Below are 17360 nucleotides of genomic sequence, written 5' to 3'. Positions count from 1 at the left end.
TTACGAAATTTTTAATTTTTATTATACCGTTAGTTCATTTTTGTACTACTGGTATAATAACTGTACTACAAGTATATAATTATTTTGATTCATTCATCAAGGAATAAGAAAAATTCTATAATGTAAAAGCTATATAAGATATATTAAATAGAAGAGAACGTATGAATAAAGGAGTCATAAGATGAACAAGAAACAACAAGACATTTTAGAAGAAGCACACAAACTTTTTATAGAAAAAGGATACCTTGATACTTCCATCCAAGATATTCTAGAACGAAGTAGTATTTCAAAAGGAACATTTTATAAATACTTTTCATCTAAAAGTGAACTTTTATTATCATTGCTGTCTACTTTACAAGAATCGATGATCGTAAAACGTGAAAAATTAGCGGATGAACATACCGATAGCGATTGTCACATGTTTGAGAAACAAATGATTTTTATGATGCATTTTATAGCAGAAAATAACATATCTAAGATTATTGAAACAACATTAGTCTTGAACGAAAGAAAGATTTTTCGTTATATAGAAGAACTGAAAATCTCAACTTTAAATTGGATATATAAACGATTTCAACAAATCTTCCCAAAAGGAAACTATCCTCAATTATTTGATGGAGCTGTGTTATTTGACGGGATGCTTAATAATGTTCTTAGAACAAATAAAATGTTAAACACCTCTTTAACAATTGAACATGCTGTTCGTTATTGCATGGAACATATTAAGGGAATGATGGAAAAAGAGATTGGGAATAAAGATCCCCTGTTTGATGAAAAGGTAATCGCTTCTTTATTTGAGGAGCGAAAGGACGAGCATTCTTCAACTGAATTTATCCGTGTAACAGCAGCGTTGAAACGTTTTGTGAAGAACAATGTTGCGGACGAAACGAAACAAAAAGAGTGTTTAGAATTTATTACATTTATTTATGATGAAGTATTACAGGATAACGCTTCTCCTCGTAAATTTATCATTAACAGTTCTCTTTCCTCATTGGAACAGATTGAACCTGTTACAGGTAGTGATGAGATGGAAGAGTATAAAAGAGTATTAACTAAATTCATCAGAAATTCATAGCCTTATCGATTGGAGATAAGATGATAAAAATGGAGGGGCGTTTTAGCCAAAGAACTTTATAGTGACATAAGGATATAATAGACGTCTCTTTTCAAAGTAGTATTTCTTTGAGAAGAGACGTTTATTATGTTTGAGCTTAGTAGCCTTATGAGGTGCTCATAAAGATAGATTGATAAAATTGTGAATAAATAACTTTAAAGTATAATTATTGTTATAAGATACATATAAGAGAGGAAGTGAATACGTGAAGAAAGTATTAATTATACAAGGAAATCCTAATGTAGATTCCTTTTGCTCTGCTCTAGCCGAGCACTATGAAAAAGGAGCCCTTTCAAAAGGAATGCACGTGAAAAAACTTGAGATTGGTAAGATGACATTTGATCCTAACTTAAGATATGGCTATAGAAAGAGAATGGAATTAGAAGAGGATTTATTAAAAGCACAAGAATTGATTTTATGGGCAAATCACCTTGTTTTTGTTTATCCGACTTGGTGGGGAACAATGCCTGCGGTATTAAAAGGGTTCATTGATCGTACATTCCTGCCAGGCTTTAGTTATCAATATCGAAAGAGCTCTCCATTATGGGATAAATTATTGAAAAATAAAACAGCGAGGCTTATTGTAACGATGGATACGCCTAAATGGTACTATCATTTTGTCTATAAAAAGGCTGGGCATACTCTCATGAAAAAAGGCATATTAGAGTTTTGTGGAGTAAAGCCTGTGCGCATCAGTACAATAGGATCTCTTAAATTTCTTAGCACTGGCAAGAAACAAGCATGGCTCGAAAAAATAGCGCGTTTAGGAGAGAAAGCGATCTAAAAGAAAGGATGGACGATGTAAAGAACAGACATTCATATAATTGAACGTATAGAATATTACAATATCTCTGGATTGAGCCTTTCCTCAATTAAAAATAATTATATTGGGATCACCGAAACATTTGGAACAATTGAAGTCGACACAAAGAAAAAAGTGACTCCTCATTCCATTCTATTTTACATCATATTGTATTATTTTTTATATAATAGCTTATAAATGTGGTTAATGAAGGGAGAGTGTTCCATGAAAGAGATAGCACTGAAAGAACATCTTTATGTTCTTGAAGAAAAATTGCTACAATCAGACGTGCGCAAATCTGTTATAGAGTTAGAGGAGCTTTTAGCACATGACTTTGTGGAGTTTGGAAGTTCAGGACGTGTTTTTAATAAAGAAATAACGATAGGTAGACTTCCTAATGAAGAGACTGTAGACGAAATGACGATAACAGACTTTGAGATTAAACTATTAGCATCCCACATTGTTTTAACTACCTTTAGATTACTTAAACATGCCTCTATGGAATATTCCCTACGCAGTTCTATTTGGAAGTTAACAGGTGAACACTGGCAAATGATCTTTCATCAAGGTACTCCTACAAAGGCACCTTAAGCTCTGATTAGCCATCATTATATAAATTCGTTTGTATAAATATATTAAGATGCTTAATGCTATTGAATTTTTCAATATCGAATGTACTTCAACTTTTCAAAGGGGGAAAACATATGGTTGGCACGGCTCGAAATATTGAACCACCTTATTTTGCAGTGATTTTCACTTCACAGCGGACTGAAGGGGATAAAGGGTATGAAGTAATGTCAAACAAAATGGTAGAATTAGCTTCTAAGCAGAAGGGCTTCTTAGGGATAGAAAGTGCCAGGGATCAAGAGTTAGGAATTACAATCTCCTATTGGGATTCTCTAGAATCAATAAAAGCTTGGAAAGAAAACTCAGCACACAGGGTAGCACAAGATAAGGGGAAAAGAGAATGGTACAAAAATTTCTCGCTTAGAGTTTGTAAAGTCGAAAGACATCGTTTTTTTGAGATGTAATGCTTTCCATATGAATCTATTATATATCTCAAAAGTATCTTGCTCAATGGGTTTTAAAAGGATCAAGTGTGTATTTGTATCATCAATCTAATTCATAATTCTCTAGAGGCGGCAACAGTAAAAAGGGAAAGAAAATTATGTATAATAGCTGATGTGTTTAATCATGATTGACTAAACACATCAGTAGATAAATGCTTCTTATTATATATCTTATATATCCAAGTGTTCATTGCCTGAATTATAGAAGTATAAACAAGAATTATATTTTTCTAGAAGTGTACTTAGAGGGTGTATCTTTTACGTTTATATACTCTTTTCTCCAAAGAACAACGGCTGTAACAGTCATCCATAAATAAACGACTCCATATAGTATTCGCTGTAATAGTCCCCCAGGAAGCTCATAAAATAAAGGAAGTAAAAGGATTAGAAGAAGTGAAATCGTGGTGACAGACGAACAGAAAAAAGTCCACAGTGCTAATTTCGGCCTTGCTTTCCAAATAGATGTACCAATTATTAAGAGGGCGGGGATTTGAACAATCATTCCTGGAAAAGAAGAGAGCGTATGCCAAAGAAAATGAAGATCAGCGGGGACAATTCCAGAAATGCTATAGCTTATTCCGAAGATAATAAGCAAAGCAGTGGCAATCTTAGTTTTTTGCTTATGAGGCCAAAATTGATGTAGCCCAATGCTCCCTGTTAAAATGACAAGACCTGTAATCGTAAATGTCCAATTCATTAGCAAATGATAAGGAGAGCAGATTTCATAAGAAGCAAGAATGTATGTGTTCTTTCTACACATTGTTAATCCAAGATCACTCATCGGTTATTGAAAAAAACTGTAGGGAACGGTACTTGCCTGAATAACGATATATTCGATGAGAAAATAAAAGACGAGAGATATCCAACATATAAACCCTACTTTTTTCAATACAACGTGTTGTTTTCGTGCAAAGAAAATCGTGCGGATTATAAGAATAAATATTCCGGTCATTAAGAAATATGGTGCATAACTGTTTATTTCCTTCCTCCTTTAATGGAGTTATTTACATAAACTGTATGGATATCAAACAATGTATATTTATTATATGGGGGATGTATTAGAGAAGTAAGCGATCTTAGACTGATAAAATAGTAAGACTGGGGTTGTATGTACAATATGAAAAAGATAATTTGTCTTTCCTTTATGGACGAACTCACAAGCTTGCGTAATAAGACGTGAAAGTTTCAATTGTAAATATGCTAGCCATAACTATATTTGTAGCTTGTTTCGTTTTTATGGATGTAAGGATGTGAACAAAAGTCATAAGGAGAAGAAAGAGCGGAAAGTTACTTTTTCCAGAAAAGCTATGGATAACAAAAGTGTAAGACATAATAATTGGATTTTCTCTGTACTGCTATACTGCTTTTTCAGGATATACTTAAAGAAAGTGAAAATTGATTAGTATCGTTTCTGAGTTTAGCTCTAGAATTACATCTTTAAAGGAGAAATGAGAATGGATAATAAAGTACAGTCTTATTTTGAAAATTTAGGCGCAAAAGACAAAAAGCTTCAATACGAGGCATATACAAATATACTAGCTCTTACAAATGAAGAAGTAGGATGGGTGTACGAAGTTTGGGACGAATTAAAAGAATGGCTTACAGATTCAGATCCCCATAAACGATCTAGAGCTGCTCAATTTCTTGCTAATTTAGCCATTAGTGATGAGGAGAAAAGAATACTAAAAGATTTTCCAGCACTATGGAAAGTAACAAGGGACGAAAAGTTTGTAACAGCAAGGCACGCATTACAAGCGATTTGGCGATTGGGACTAGCAGGATTTGAGCAAAATAAAATGGTACTTACTCATTTTATTGATCGCTTTCATACGTGTGAAAACGAAAAAAATTACACTTTAATTCGATTTGACATTATGCAAGGTCTTAAAAATTTATATGAGGAAGTGGAAGATGAAGAGATAAAAAAAGAGGCAATGAAGCTGATTGAAAGAGAAGAGGATGATAAGTACAAAAAGAAATACATGAATGTTTGGAAATGATGAAATAAGATTATTCAATCCTCATGATGTTTGAGAAGAGTCATGAATTACTGAATTTCGAGATTGTGTAAATATTAGGTTTATTTATAGCTGAATTATGATGTGGTCTTTAAATAAAATGAAAACAGTTGCTGAGGTTATATACAATAACGTTGCTCGCTAATACCAAATCAACTTACAAACTGAAAAGGAGAAGTTTATGATTAAAGGAGAAAATATACATCTACGCTCATTTACCGCTGATGATGCCCAATCACTGCTGGATTTGCAAAAAGAGAACCGCAAATTTTTTGAACAGTTCGCCATGACCCGCAGTGGCGACTTCTATACAATTGAAGGTCAAGTGAAAAGAATCAAAGAAGCTGCTGAATATGTAAAACAAGATCAAGACTATTATTTTGGTATTTTTGAAAATGATGAGGACAAACTAGTAGGGACGATCAATCTTTTTCATATTATCCGAGGGTCATCTCAAAGTGCTGTTATTGGCTATTTTTTAGACAGAAAATATAATGGAAGAGGATTTACTACTGAGGCTACAAAGTTAATTGTAAATTATGCATTTGATGAATTAAAGTTACATCGAATAGAAGCTGGAGTACAACCTCATAATATTGGTTCTATACGTGTACTAGAAAAAGCAGGCTTCCATAAAGAAGGAATTGCTAGAAAAAATATTAAGATAAACGGAAAATGGGAAGATCATCAAGTTTTAGCTATTATTAATCCAAAAGATTGATATGAATACATAAAATGAATTTCTATGAATAGGAGTGTTGTTTCCGAGTCTAGATTTGGAGACGACACCTCTAGTAGTTTAATAAGATATTTATTGAAATTCTTAATTATAGTAATTAAATGTTAGAGTTATATTAGGAATTAATATTACATACATGAAAATAAGAGGCTTATATAATTTTTTAGATTATAGCTTATGTACTAAAGAAGTCTTGATACCTCGTATTTCTTCGAATATACCTTCATTTTCTCTTCTTAGCAAAAAAATCCGTAGTCATAAAGATCCTATTGGTTGTTAACAATAATTGATAATTTATAGTTAACATGTTTGTTTAATTCGATAAGAAACTGATCTAATGATTCATTGGATGAGAATTTACATTCAAGAAGATAACAACCATCTCCGCTAATTTTATAATTGTTGATCACATATTTTTCTTGCTTCTTTACAAAAGAGAAATATGGTTGATGATGAGTATCTTTAGTAAAAATATTAATTAATGCATGCACAAAGTATCCCATTTTCACTTCATTCACTTTGATGGTATATCCTTCAATCACATCGCTATCCTCTAATTTAGCTACTCTAGAAGCAGCTGCTTGTCCTGTCAAATGAACTTTCTCACCTAACTCTTTCATCTTGATGCGGCTGTTCTTGGATAGTTCTTCTAATATACGCATATCTGTATGATCTAACATGTATTCAAATCCTTTCAAAAATCAAGTGAAACGGCCAAAAGACTTGATTTTATCCCTGTATTCGCTATGTGTTCCTAGTATAAACTATCCGTATATTAAAAAAAAGGAGTTAGTAACCATGAATATTAAACACATTCGAAATGCAACATTAGTTGTAGAATATGCAAATAAAAAATTCTTAATTGATCCAATGTTAGCTGAGAAAGGAACATACCCTCCTTTCCCAAATTCACCAAGACAAGATCAAAATAATCCTTTAGTAAGCTTACCAACATCTGTTGACAGCATTATAAATGGAATTGATGCAGTTATTTTGACTCACCTTCATTCAGATCACTTTGATGAAGCGGCAAAAGAAGTGCTTCCGAAAGACATTAAAATGTTTGTTCAAAATGAAGAAGATGCGAAAGAAGTTAAAAATGATGGTTTTCAAAATATAGAGGTGTTAACAGAGGATACAGTTTTTGAAGGTATTCAATTAGTCAAAACAAAAGGCGAGCATGGAAGAGGAGAAATTTTAAAGCTTGCAGGTTTAGTATGTGGAGTTGTTTTTAAACATTCAAGCGAGAAAACATTATATGTAGCAGGAGATACAGTATGGTATGACGCAGTTCAAGAAGAGATTGATAAGCATAATCCAGAGATCATCGTAGTCAACGGGGGAGACAATCAATTCTTTAAAGGTGGTTCTCTTGTTATGGGGAAAGAGGATATCTACGAAGTATACAAAGCAGCACCGAACGCTCAAATTGTTGTCGTTCACATGGAAGCTGTCAACCACTGGGGATTGTCTCGTGAAGATTTACACAGCTTTATTCAAGATAAAGGTATGGCTTCTCGTGTTGAAGTTCCAGAGGATGGAGGAGAATACATCTTTTAAGACAAGGGGAAGAAGAAATAAAAACGTCAGTCCAAGCAAATAAAGAATTAGTTCGACGTTTCTATGAAACAATTGAAAAAGAAAACTATAGGGCATTAAAAGACTTTTTTACTCAATTTTCTTCCTAAATAGCCAGAAGACCCTTAACATAAGGGTCTTCTTTATAAATTGATTAAAATAGGTCTGTTTCATTTAGGAAAAGAAGATAGACATATAAATTTCATCTACATATTCATTATGAAAATAAGCTTGTTCTTTCATAATACCTTCTTGTTCAAACCCAACTTTTTTATATAATTGATATGCTACTTCATTAGAAGCAAAAACGGTTAAGGATAATTTATGAAGATTATTTTCTTTACACCAATTTAGTGTATAGTTCATAAATTGTTTGCCAATTCCCATTCCTTGTGCTTTAGAAATTAGCCATGTACGGAAGAGACCTGTATGACGCTTCATCTTAATTTCGCCTCTTAGAACACGAGCAATACCTAGCACTTCACCTTCTACTTCAGCTACAACGTACATATGATTGTTCTTTTCTACTTCCGCAATGAAATTTTGCTCTTCTTGAATTGTACGTGGTTCATCTTTTTGAATGAATTCCCCAGCTTCAATAATTTCTCTGACTGCTGTTGTAATGTGCTCTGCATCACTTGCTTGCGCAGGACGAATAGTCACCTCACGTCCATCTTTTGCTTTAAACTTCACTATGTTTTTCTTAGCTGTAATCATCTATATCAACTCCTGTATTTCCAACTTTAGTATTGCTATTCTACATTCGATGTAAGTAATTTCTTCTTCGCTTTTTTTGTCTAACTATCCAGAAAAATAAACCCTTTTCGAAATGCCTATTTTTACACAGACATACTAGAAATGCAATTAATTACGCTGAAGAATCATTATTTAGAATTTTCTTTGTATTTTGTGCTTTCATAACTTATTTTTTATGCGCAATTGAAAACTACTCGTAATAGAAAAAGTAATACAGCTTATTAATAAAACATATAGGTGTAGAAAGAAAAGAGCTCTTTTAACTATAAAGAATATAGCCTTTTGGTCAATCTTTATTCCTCATGAAATTGTCTATTCTTAGAAAATATTCGTTCTTATTTTTTAAGTGTTTTAGTCACAATGTAGAAAGAATTCTTAGAAAAAGCTTACATACAGTCCAATGATAAAAAGGGCTATTAAAAATATAATTTGTTTAAAGGGACTGAGGAACAAAAGGCTAATGACTAATGCAACAAAAAGGAGAGAAAGAGATGTTTTTAAAAAAACTTACGAGCAAACATTCACTTACAGTTATTTATTGTAGAAATGGACTCCTACAAACATGTAAAGGGGAGGTTCATCAGCTAGACTTGTATCAACAAACCCTTTTTATAAAAGATAAAAATCAGCAAATCTATTCTATTTCTTTATCTGAAATAAAGGAAATTTGTTAATTTTTATCTTTATGAGGCTAATAAAATAGGTAAGCCTAAAGTTATGATTTCATAAGCATTTTCTATAAAACATAAGGAGACTGAGATGATAAATAGACAACTTCAAAATAAAAAGACGTTTAAAGAATTAGTAAAAGAAAACAGGGAAGCATTACTTCAAGATAAGCAAGCTTTAGAAAGGATTGAAAAGCGTATTGAAAAACGTCATGAATTTTTAAATAAATATTAAGGACGTAGTGATCCTGCTTTTCACTTCATTTATTCTATTAATACAGCTAAGAAAAATAGGGTAAAAACGTTAGGTTCCTCTACTAAGAAGAAGTACAACTATTAGTATCTATAAAATCAAATATCTAAAAAATGATGTTCTTCTATCCATGAATAAACATACTTGATAAATGTTTTAGTTGCGGGAGAACTGTTGGGCTTAGCAGCAATACCGATAAGCCGAAAACAATCTTTCTCTAACTTAGCAACATGAACATTATCAGGAATATGAGTTAGCGTCATTTCTGGGCGGACACTAATACCTAAATTGTTTTGCACCATTGCCATAATTGCTTGATCATCGGAAACTTCAAATTTCACTTTGGGCTTGATGTTATTTTCCCGGAAAATCTGACGTGTCTCATTATCCCAAGATTCTTTAGGCATGATGAGGGGTTCTCTTTCTATTTGTTCAAAAGAGATTTTATCTTGTCTATGAAGAGGGTGCTCGTCTGACAGAATACAAACCATTTTATCTTTTTTCAACGGTTGAAATTCAAAAGACTTAGATGAAGGTGAAACAAGGAAACTACAATCAATTATGCCTGTTGAAATCCACTTTTCTAATGTAGAATAATCCCCTTCAAGTAATTTCACTTCAATACTTGCATAATCATCTTGGAACTCTTTTATGATATAGGGCAACCATTGAGTGGCAACACTAGTAAATGAGCCTACTCTTACTACTCCAACTTCTAATCCATTTATTGCTGCAGCTCTCTGCTTAATTGTATTATTTAAGTGAGGATAAATATTCGTAAAAAGCAGGTTGTCCAAAGAAAGCTGGATAGCCTGCTTTTTTATGAGGGTATTGTTTAGTCGTATTTTAGAAGAACGGGAAAGTTTATAAAAGATAAATATTTCAAAAATGAAGATATAGGTTGGCTTATAACCTCCCTTCAAATATTGTTCGTTATTATGTTAGGAAAGAAAAACTTATCATCCTGGCAAAAGTGACAGGTGATAATGATTGGTATGACAGCTTTAGTTTAACTGTGAAATTTAATAATGTTACATTACAAAGAGTATTAGATATTTCTATTCATTCTATAAAAGGGTACCTGTCCCTACAAAATTCAAATGAAATCAACTCTTTTCACTATCGATAAATTCAGTCTATAGGTCATTATATTCTTTCTTCTACTTGTATTGGGGATAATCACTTATAGGTAATTGTCTTCCTGAAGAGCACTTACATTAACTGATTTACAAAAAACAGGAGATTTTAACTATTGTATCCAAATGTGATTGACGGAATAATGGAGAGGTAAAAAACGAAGGAGTGAGAGATTTGTCAAAATGGTTTCATGCATATTTATTTCTAGGCATCTTTTTTCTATTTATTTTCCTCCCCAATGCAGCCTTTGCGAATGAAGAACAAAGTGTTTCAGAAACAGCTCAAAAGTATTTGGGTGTTTCTTATCTTACAGATGGGCAAGAACCCAATCAAGGATTCAGCACGGGTGGGTTAGTTCAATATGTTTTTAAAGAAGCTAAAGGTGTGGAGTTACCCCTGTATCCAAGAGAACAATTCGAGCTTGGTAAAGATGTAGAAAAGGGAAATCTCCAGTCTGGTGATCTTGTCTTTTTTAAAGGGGAAAATACAGAAAACGTCACAAGTGTTGGCATTTATAATGGTAATAATGAAATAATCATTAGTTCCGTCTCAAAAGGGGTTATAAAAGCTGAGTTAACAGAGGGAAGCTACTACTCTAATAGATATATCGGAGCTAAACGACTTGATTCTAACAATCTTTATCAAGTTGAATCCCCGCTCTTAAAAGAAGCGATGAAGTACATTGGAGTTGATTATTCAAGCAATGGGAAGACACCTGAGGAAGGTTTTAATTCGGCAAGATTTGTTCAGTATGTATTTGAACAAGCTCTGCATCTCAAAATTCCGGATAACTCTAGTGAACAATGGAGTTTAGGAGAAAACATATCAAAGGAAAATCTTCAGCCTGGCGACGTTCTTTTCTTTAAAAATTCCGATACAGGAGATATTACAACAACAGCTTTTTATGTAGGAAAGGGAAGAATGATTTATAGTTCGTCTACAAAAGGCATAACTATAATTGATTTTGAAGATTCTTCTTATTGGAATAGCCGTTTTTATGGAGCTAAACGAATAACAGAGGTTCGGAATATTGATCGTGAAGATCCACTAATCAGTGAGGCCTTAAAATATATGGGAGCCCCTTACGTTGAAAGTGGTAAAACACCAAGTGGTTTCGATTGTTCTGGATTTACAAAATATGTGTATGAAAAAGCGCTTGGCATTTACTTACCTGGAGCACCTGAACAACAGTGGGAGCTAGGTACACCTGTTAAAAAGGAAGACATTGAAGTAGGTGATCTCGTATTCTTCCAAAATACACATCGTCCAGGCATTTCTCATGTGGGAATATATGCAGGAAATAATCAAATGATTCATGCTTCAAGAACAGGCTCAGCAGAGGTGAGAATCAATTACTTATCGTATAATTTCTACACAGAAAAATTCGCTGGTATTAGAAGAGTGAGAAATCTAGTCATCCCTAAGGATATCCCAGCTGTTAAAGAAGCGATAGATCTTCTAAATGTTCCTTACAAATCAGGAGGTACATCACCTGAAGGATTTGATACTAGTGGATTTGTTCAATATGTTTATAAACAAATAGGCATTAATTTACCTCGTTATGGGAAAAACATGCTTCAAGAAGGAAAAGAAGTAAAAGAAGAAGATTTGCGACCAGGAGATCTTGTATTCTTCAAATCTAGCAGCATCATTCCCGCTATCTATGTTGGAAATGGACAAATAGCTGTTGTTTCAAGAACTGAAGGGGTTCGAATTACAAATTATCAAGTGAGTTCTTATTGGAATCCTATTTATTATAGTGCTAGACGTCTCAACGTCGAAGGATAACTCTTCGGTGTAGCTTTAAATGAAATTTCTCTTATAAAGTAGAGATCTATTTCAAAATATCATCTTTAACAAAAAAAGCTCCTTTGCTCTCAATATGCAAAGGAGCCTTTTAAGTTCATGTTCGTATAGATACATTATTTGTTTTATAGATGATTTACCTTTTCACAGCGTGAAGAAAATGAATCGTTTCAAAAGCTGATAAGTAATCTCCTCGTTTGGAAAAATAAAGCTCATGAATCTGAGAGGGAGATAAATGTTCATAAATAAGTAACCGTGATTTTTCTAACATATGCTCTAATTCCTTATAGGAAAAACAAGACTTCATAGGTTCTCCGCTTGTTTCGGCCATTTTTATCATGTTTTTAACTCTATTGGAGAAACCTTTTTCTTTAAAAAGGTTTTCATCCCCGTAATCAAAGACAATGGAACTTCCTGCAGGGACTTCAGCAAATAAATGATTGATTAAGCTTGAAATTTCATCTTTCGTTAAATAATAAGAAACACCTAGAAGACTAAAAAACGTTTTTTTATTACCAAATCCTTCGTCTATTAGGGATTGATAAGAGAACGTTTGAGTGAAGTCCATAGGAACAAAGTGAAGATTAGCCGGAACCTCAAATTTAGCTTGATTTAAGCGGACCTTTTTAAATTGCTGTGTAGAAGGATGATCAATTTCAAATATCTCTAGATGGGGTTGCAACTTTGGATGTCTAAAACAAAAAGTATCCAATCCAGCTCCAAGGATGACATATTGTTCTAACCCTAACTCTATTTCATTTAGTAATACCTTTTCACAATATGCAGCACGTGCCAAGGGAGTTGGAGAAAGTTGAACTTGGTTAATCCATTTTAAAATTCCCTCTGCATTTCCTTTAAGTTCATGTGCTATATCTTTGTTGAAGAAATGTATTCCTTGAATCATATTCTCTTTAATGTTATTGAATTCTTGTTGAGAAATTAACTCTTTAGCTAGGTAGTCATCAAAGATTTTAGGTGTATCAAATTGACTGTGATAAGCTCTGCCAAAAGTAGATATCAATGAAGTTAAACTGGATTCATCTTTTTTCATGTAAACCCGCTCCTTCAATTTAGAACAAAAAAATAGGATTCTCCTGGCCAGGAGAATCCTATTATATACGTTAATTTAGTTGTTGTAAATTATAGCATAAAATGATTTTTTTGTCAATTGGTGGATTCTGGTTTCTAATTATTAATTGTATAAGTGTAAAGTTACTTTAACAATTAGTTTTTTGTTTAGACAAACTGAATATTAATCAGTTCACTTAATTTCATTTTCTTCTTTAATTCAGAGCTTTCATCAGTACTGTACAAGAAATTCAACCTGATGCAGATATTCCCGAAGATATCTTACAAGCTTTATGGATAGACCATAAACTTAATGCAATGGACAACCCTTATGGTACGTGTCATGCTCGGTTAAAAGGTAATTGTCCACATATGGAAGCTCCACCTTGTCTTACATGCAATGGAGGCAATCTCTGTAGGGATTTAGCAATTGGTTTTTCAGAGTATGATATACAAAAATATGAACTACATGTAAAAACCACTGCAAAAGCTATTGAAGCTGCCAAGCAGTACGGACGCAGGGATATGGTTGAAAAGCAAGAAAAGAATCTTCATCGATATGAAGGTATCTTAACTAATCTCCGCCAAGGTAATATCATCTTTGGGAGACAAGAACGCATTAAACGAAAACGAGGTAGACAAAATGACTAAGTATAACCGGAGAGAGCAGTTGCAAGCAGTTCATAGAGCACGAAGAGCTGATACCAAACAAAAAGTAGAGGCAGCTATTCAACAACTTATTCAATCATCGCAATCAATTAATTTTAATTCTGTATCTAAAGAGGCAGGGATTTCTAAAGCAACTCTTTATAATACACCTCAACTTCGTAAACAAGTGGAAACCTTACGACAACAATAAACACAAGTATTCATGTCTAAAAACATGAAGAAAGAGATTAATGATGCCAACAAGAAAGCTATTATTGCATCGCTTCGTCGTCGTATTAAAAAATTAGAAAGTGAAAATAAACAATTCCGTCAGGAATTAAAAGTAATATATGCAGAAATATATAAGAAAATATAGTAGTCCATCATTTTATTAGGGGTACCACCAGCAAAACGCAGATTTACAACGTTAAGGAAATACAAATATAAAAAGCTTAATTTCTCGGGTGTTATAAGTGAGAGATTAAGCTTTAGTTACTTCAGAAAAGCGCCCTTTAATGGAAAATCGTTCAATAAGTTTCTGGGAAATATGTCTGCTTATGTTATTGCAAAAAAGTCCTAATATGTTAAAAGCATTATTTCACTTCTTATTAATAACCTTCAATTTTATCAACTACTAGATAGAGGCTACTAGTGAATCTATGTAAGAAGAGGTATGATAAAGTATGAATCCATCATTGGCCTGAAAGTTAAGAAAGGAGACAGCCAAGTTCAACCTTTTACCTCCGGTTCCTAATATTTAGAGCTTTAGGCTGATAAATTTTGAATCTAAACTAAAGGTTTATTACTTCCTTAATCCAGTAAAGCTCTGGACAAAAAACTCCCGAAATTTACGTTCCGCCACGGACATATAGCGCCCTTCAAGCCATGCGATTTGGTAGGTACGCTGACAAATAGGATTATCGATTTGCACTAAATGAAATGACGTCTTTATTTTTTTAATTAAGGTTTCGGGCATAAATGCAATACCAATTCCCATCCGGATGAAATAATCTACTGCAGAATGTTCGTCAACTTCACATATAATATTCGGGGTAAATCCTGCTTTTTGACAAAATTCATCCGTCATTTCTCGGAATGGATTCCCTTGTTTTATACAAATAAAAGGATCATCAGCTACTTCACTCAAGTCTATGTTGCTCCGATTAGCAAATCGATGTGTATGAGGAACAGCTAGTAAGATTTTTTCAGTGAGAAAGGACAATCCCTCTATCCCCGCCTGCTCAATGGGAGGGAAAGTGATACAAAAATCGATTTCTCCATTTCGGAGCTGTTGCACCTTTTCCTTCTCTGAAGCTTGAGTGATTTGAAGTTTGACATCAGGGTGCAAGGATATAAAAGAACCTATTACATCAGAAAAGCATTTATGGGTTGTTGTTGCTAAAAAAACACGCCCTCTTTCCATTCCCGCAAGATCTTCAACTTCTCTTCGGCCCTCTTCAAGTAACATGAGTGCCATTTCTACTTTCTTCAGATACGCGTTTCCGAATGAGTTGAGTTTAATATTCCTTCCTTTGCGATCAAATAATGGTACACCCAAATCCTCTTCCAATCTAGCGATGGTTTTGCTGAGAGCAGGCTGCGCGATGCGAAGCTCTTGTGCAGCCTTCGTCATATGCTCTAACTTCGCGACTTTTAGAAAATAATGCAGTTGCAACAGTTCCATGCCCGTCACTCCTTCATTCATATACTCGAGTATATATACAGATATATTAATATGTCTTTTTATTTATTAATAATTAATTATAGAATAAAACATGTAAGCAATAAAAGCTTGCAAAGATTTTAGAGGATTATCCTGTTTTGATTATAAGCATTATTGATTAACTACTTCCAGTTTTGTGAAAGCATTCTTAAAAAGTGAATATAGGGAGTAAAAGACCATAACTATAGAGAGGAAGTGTAACCTTTGAAACTAAACCATATCAATCTAACGGTCACTGACGTTGACGCTGCTCGAGAGTTCTTAGAGAAATATTTTGAACTGCAAACCAAGAGCACGCATGGCGATTCATTCGCTGTACTGTTAGACGAAGATGGATTATTGCTTGCATTGATGAAAGGTACTCAGGTCAGTTACCCGAAGTCCTTTCATATAGGTTTTTTGCAGGAAAGCGAGGAACGGGTGAACGAGATCTATCAGCACTTGAAGAATGATGGATTTGATGTAAAACCGCCCAAAAGGGCTCATCGCTGGACATTCTATGTTAAAGCCCCGGGTGGATTTACCATAGAGGTTCTTAGTTGAATGTTGACATTCAATGATCGTTCAATAACAGATCGTGTTAATTCGTAATCCTAGGATTACATTTTAAACTAATATGAAGGGACATTATCTATGAATAAAGATCAGACGATTCAATCGCTTGACCCTATCAAACAAGAAAAAGAGATTTTAAATTTCGCGCGTCTGGATGGTAAAAAGTTCGATTACCTAATTTATACTCAATCCCGTACCACCATGAGCTGGAACCCCTCCCCCTTAAGGAGGGATATAGCATGAAAGCCGCTGCAATTTCTGCTTCTGGCCCTCCAAATGTTTTGAAAGTAATGGAATTTGATAACCCTCATGCTGGTGCAGGGCAAGTTCGGGTCCGGATCAGGGCTGCTGGAATCCAGCCGTTCGACTTGGAGGTGCGTAGTAGTGGCTGGGCACCTCCAGGTTTGGAGGTGCGGTACCCACAGATTCTCGGTAACGAGTTCGCAGGAATTATTGATCAAGTCGGGGATAAAGTCACAGACTTCTCTGTCGGCAGTGAAGTACTTGGGTGGGCTTTACTAGCCTGCTATGCAGAATATGTGGTGGTTAGTGTTGATCAGATTGTGCATAAGCCACAAAACATGCCTTGGGAGGAGGCTGGTGCAATAACAGCCTCTGGTCAAACCGCTCATACTGCGTTACAGGAACTTGGCGTTGACAAGGGAGACACCATATTGATTCACGCTGCAGCTGGTGGAGTTGGTACATTTGCAGTACAACTGGCCCAGGCATGGGGAGCAACTGTTATCGGCACCGCTAGTGAACGCAACCACGATTACCTTCGATCACTCGGTGCGTTCCCCGTCACTTATGGAGACGATCTTGTCGACAGAGTCCGTTCCCTTGCACCGAATGGCGTGAACGTAGCCTTCGATGCCGCCGGAGACCATGCTCTGCACGCATCATTGGAGCTTGTCGAAAACAAAGACCGAATCGGCACAATAGTTGCGTTCGACCTTGCAGAGGAACTTGGCGTTCGCCCTATACGCAGCCAGCGATCAGTGGATCGGCTGGCTGAGCTAGTAGAACTATACTCGCAAGGGAAATTGCAGATCTATATCAGGAAGGCATTTCCGCTACACCAAGCCGCGGACGCCCATCGAGAGATCGAAAGTGGCCACGGCCGAGGAAAAGTGGTTCTTACAATTGGCTAAAGCGTACTACGGAAATGGATTTAGGTAATTTAAGAAGATGCTTCTCCTATTATTTGGCGGAAGCCTCTTTTTATTACTTTTTAATTTAATTCTTTGCTTATTCCCAATCTCATCCTTACACTTTTTAAACAAGGGTGGAATAGCTTACAATCTGAGGTGAAAGGAATCTCATTTCCAGTTTTACCTAACTATATAACGAGTCTATTGATCTCTGATGTTCAACAATCTGGCCCTTTAATGGAATATGGTATGCCTAGAATTTTTTAAACAT

20 protein-coding genes and 1 pseudogene are annotated in these 17360 nt (G+C 34.6%); 15 read left to right on the top strand and 6 right to left on the bottom strand.

Annotated elements, in window-relative coordinates; translation table 11 throughout:
• The first annotated feature begins 181 nt into the window (after positions 1–181).
• The 4 genes from BM012_RS17895 to BM012_RS17880 all read left to right on the top strand — a co-directional run bounded on the left by BM012_RS17895 (position 182) and on the right by BM012_RS17880 (position 2947).
• On the top strand, positions 182–1075 hold the full coding sequence (locus BM012_RS17895) for a TetR/AcrR family transcriptional regulator (RefSeq protein ID WP_061806004.1): 894 nt from the start codon (positions 182–184) through the stop codon (positions 1073–1075).
• A 244-nt stretch (positions 1076–1319) separates the two neighbouring features.
• Positions 1320–1898 (top strand): NAD(P)H-dependent oxidoreductase, encoded by a 579-nt coding sequence (locus BM012_RS17890; RefSeq protein WP_061806005.1) that lies wholly within the window; start codon positions 1320–1322, stop codon positions 1896–1898.
• Between the two features lie 243 nt (positions 1899–2141).
• Positions 2142–2507 (top strand): nuclear transport factor 2 family protein, encoded by a 366-nt coding sequence (locus BM012_RS17885; protein ID WP_061806006.1) that lies wholly within the window; start codon positions 2142–2144, stop codon positions 2505–2507.
• A gap of 113 nt (positions 2508–2620) precedes the next feature.
• On the top strand, positions 2621–2947 hold the full coding sequence (locus BM012_RS17880; protein ID WP_061806007.1) for an antibiotic biosynthesis monooxygenase family protein: 327 nt from the start codon (positions 2621–2623) through the stop codon (positions 2945–2947).
• Between the two features lie 259 nt (positions 2948–3206).
• On the opposite strand, the gene BM012_RS17875 is transcribed toward BM012_RS17880, so the two are convergent.
• Positions 3207–3746 carry a DUF998 domain-containing protein gene (locus BM012_RS17875; RefSeq protein WP_235606208.1) on the bottom strand — a complete coding sequence of 180 codons (540 nt, stop codon included), beginning with the start codon at positions 3744–3746 and terminating at the stop codon, positions 3207–3209.
• 694 nt (positions 3747–4440) lie between these two features.
• Here BM012_RS17875 and BM012_RS17870 point away from each other — a divergent pair.
• Both BM012_RS17870 and BM012_RS17865 read left to right on the top strand, forming a co-directional pair.
• Positions 4441–4986 (top strand): HEAT repeat domain-containing protein, encoded by a 546-nt coding sequence (locus tag BM012_RS17870; RefSeq protein WP_061806008.1) that lies wholly within the window; start codon positions 4441–4443, stop codon positions 4984–4986.
• A gap of 199 nt (positions 4987–5185) precedes the next feature.
• A complete protein-coding gene (locus tag BM012_RS17865; RefSeq protein ID WP_061806009.1) occupies positions 5186–5725 on the top strand; it encodes a GNAT family N-acetyltransferase in 540 nt (179 codons plus the stop codon).
• Positions 5726–6009: 284 nt separating this feature from the next.
• On the opposite strand, the gene BM012_RS17860 is transcribed toward BM012_RS17865, so the two are convergent.
• A complete protein-coding gene (locus tag BM012_RS17860) occupies positions 6010–6423 on the bottom strand; it encodes an Lrp/AsnC family transcriptional regulator (RefSeq protein WP_061806010.1) in 414 nt (137 codons plus the stop codon).
• A 118-nt stretch (positions 6424–6541) separates the two neighbouring features.
• Between BM012_RS17860 and BM012_RS17855 the strand changes: the two genes are divergently transcribed.
• Entirely contained in the window at positions 6542–7303 is a 762-nt protein-coding gene (locus BM012_RS17855; protein WP_061806011.1) for an MBL fold metallo-hydrolase, read from the top strand.
• A gap of 192 nt (positions 7304–7495) precedes the next feature.
• Here BM012_RS17855 and BM012_RS17850 read toward each other — a convergent pair whose 3' ends face one another.
• Positions 7496–8038: a GNAT family N-acetyltransferase gene (locus BM012_RS17850; protein WP_061806012.1), complete on the bottom strand. Its 543-nt coding sequence runs from the start codon at positions 8036–8038 to the stop codon at positions 7496–7498.
• 506 nt (positions 8039–8544) lie between these two features.
• Here BM012_RS17850 and BM012_RS17845 point away from each other — a divergent pair.
• Positions 8545–8751, top strand: coding sequence for a YolD-like family protein (locus tag BM012_RS17845; RefSeq protein ID WP_328586494.1), 207 nt, complete (start codon positions 8545–8547; stop codon positions 8749–8751).
• A gap of 85 nt (positions 8752–8836) precedes the next feature.
• Positions 8837–8980: an FbpB family small basic protein gene (locus BM012_RS17840; protein WP_074842864.1), complete on the top strand. Its 144-nt coding sequence runs from the start codon at positions 8837–8839 to the stop codon at positions 8978–8980.
• Positions 8981–9096: 116 nt separating this feature from the next.
• Here the strand turns inward: BM012_RS17840 and BM012_RS17835 are convergent, their stop codons facing one another.
• Positions 9097–9921: a LysR family transcriptional regulator substrate-binding protein gene (locus tag BM012_RS17835; protein ID WP_235606209.1), complete on the bottom strand. Its 825-nt coding sequence runs from the start codon at positions 9919–9921 to the stop codon at positions 9097–9099.
• Between the two features lie 388 nt (positions 9922–10309).
• Here BM012_RS17835 and BM012_RS17830 point away from each other — a divergent pair, with 388 nt between their 5' ends.
• Entirely contained in the window at positions 10310–11923 is a 1614-nt protein-coding gene (locus BM012_RS17830) for a C40 family peptidase (protein ID WP_061806014.1), read from the top strand.
• Between the two features lie 154 nt (positions 11924–12077).
• On the opposite strand, the gene BM012_RS17825 is transcribed toward BM012_RS17830, so the two are convergent.
• Positions 12078–12992 carry a class I SAM-dependent methyltransferase gene (locus BM012_RS17825; RefSeq protein ID WP_061806015.1) on the bottom strand — a complete coding sequence of 305 codons (915 nt, stop codon included), beginning with the start codon at positions 12990–12992 and terminating at the stop codon, positions 12078–12080.
• 257 nt (positions 12993–13249) lie between these two features.
• Between BM012_RS17825 and BM012_RS17820 the strand changes: the two are divergent.
• Positions 13250–13660 (top strand): annotated as a pseudogene (locus tag BM012_RS17820) (tyrosine-type recombinase/integrase); the annotation flags it as partial.
• A complete protein-coding gene (locus BM012_RS27285) occupies positions 13653–13868 on the top strand; it encodes a DUF6262 family protein (RefSeq protein WP_407719652.1) in 216 nt (71 codons plus the stop codon). The pseudogene BM012_RS17820 and the gene BM012_RS27285, both read left to right, overlap by 8 nt.
• A gap of 591 nt (positions 13869–14459) precedes the next feature.
• Here BM012_RS27285 and BM012_RS17810 read toward each other — a convergent pair.
• Positions 14460–15341, bottom strand: coding sequence for a LysR family transcriptional regulator (locus BM012_RS17810; protein ID WP_061806017.1), 882 nt, complete (start codon positions 15339–15341; stop codon positions 14460–14462).
• Between the two features lie 243 nt (positions 15342–15584).
• Here BM012_RS17810 and BM012_RS17805 point away from each other — a divergent pair, with 243 nt between their 5' ends.
• The 3 genes from BM012_RS17805 to BM012_RS17800 all read left to right on the top strand — a co-directional run bounded on the left by BM012_RS17805 (position 15585) and on the right by BM012_RS17800 (position 17089).
• Positions 15585–15923, top strand: coding sequence for a VOC family protein (locus BM012_RS17805; protein WP_061806018.1), 339 nt, complete (start codon positions 15585–15587; stop codon positions 15921–15923).
• A gap of 90 nt (positions 15924–16013) precedes the next feature.
• Positions 16014–16178: a hypothetical protein gene (locus tag BM012_RS26510; protein WP_161939335.1), complete on the top strand. Its 165-nt coding sequence runs from the start codon at positions 16014–16016 to the stop codon at positions 16176–16178.
• Positions 16175–17089 (top strand): NADP-dependent oxidoreductase, encoded by a 915-nt coding sequence (locus BM012_RS17800; RefSeq protein ID WP_061806019.1) that lies wholly within the window; start codon positions 16175–16177, stop codon positions 17087–17089. The genes BM012_RS26510 and BM012_RS17800 overlap by 4 nt, the downstream gene beginning before the upstream one ends.
• The last annotated feature ends 271 nt before the right edge of the window (positions 17090–17360 follow it).

Source organism: Priestia endophytica DSM 13796 (assembly GCF_900115845.1).
Classification (GTDB): domain Bacteria; phylum Bacillota; class Bacilli; order Bacillales; family Bacillaceae_H; genus Bacillus_I; species Bacillus_I endophytica.
The sequence above is the reverse complement of the archived record's forward strand: the minus strand, read 5'-3'. Positions and strand labels throughout refer to the sequence as shown.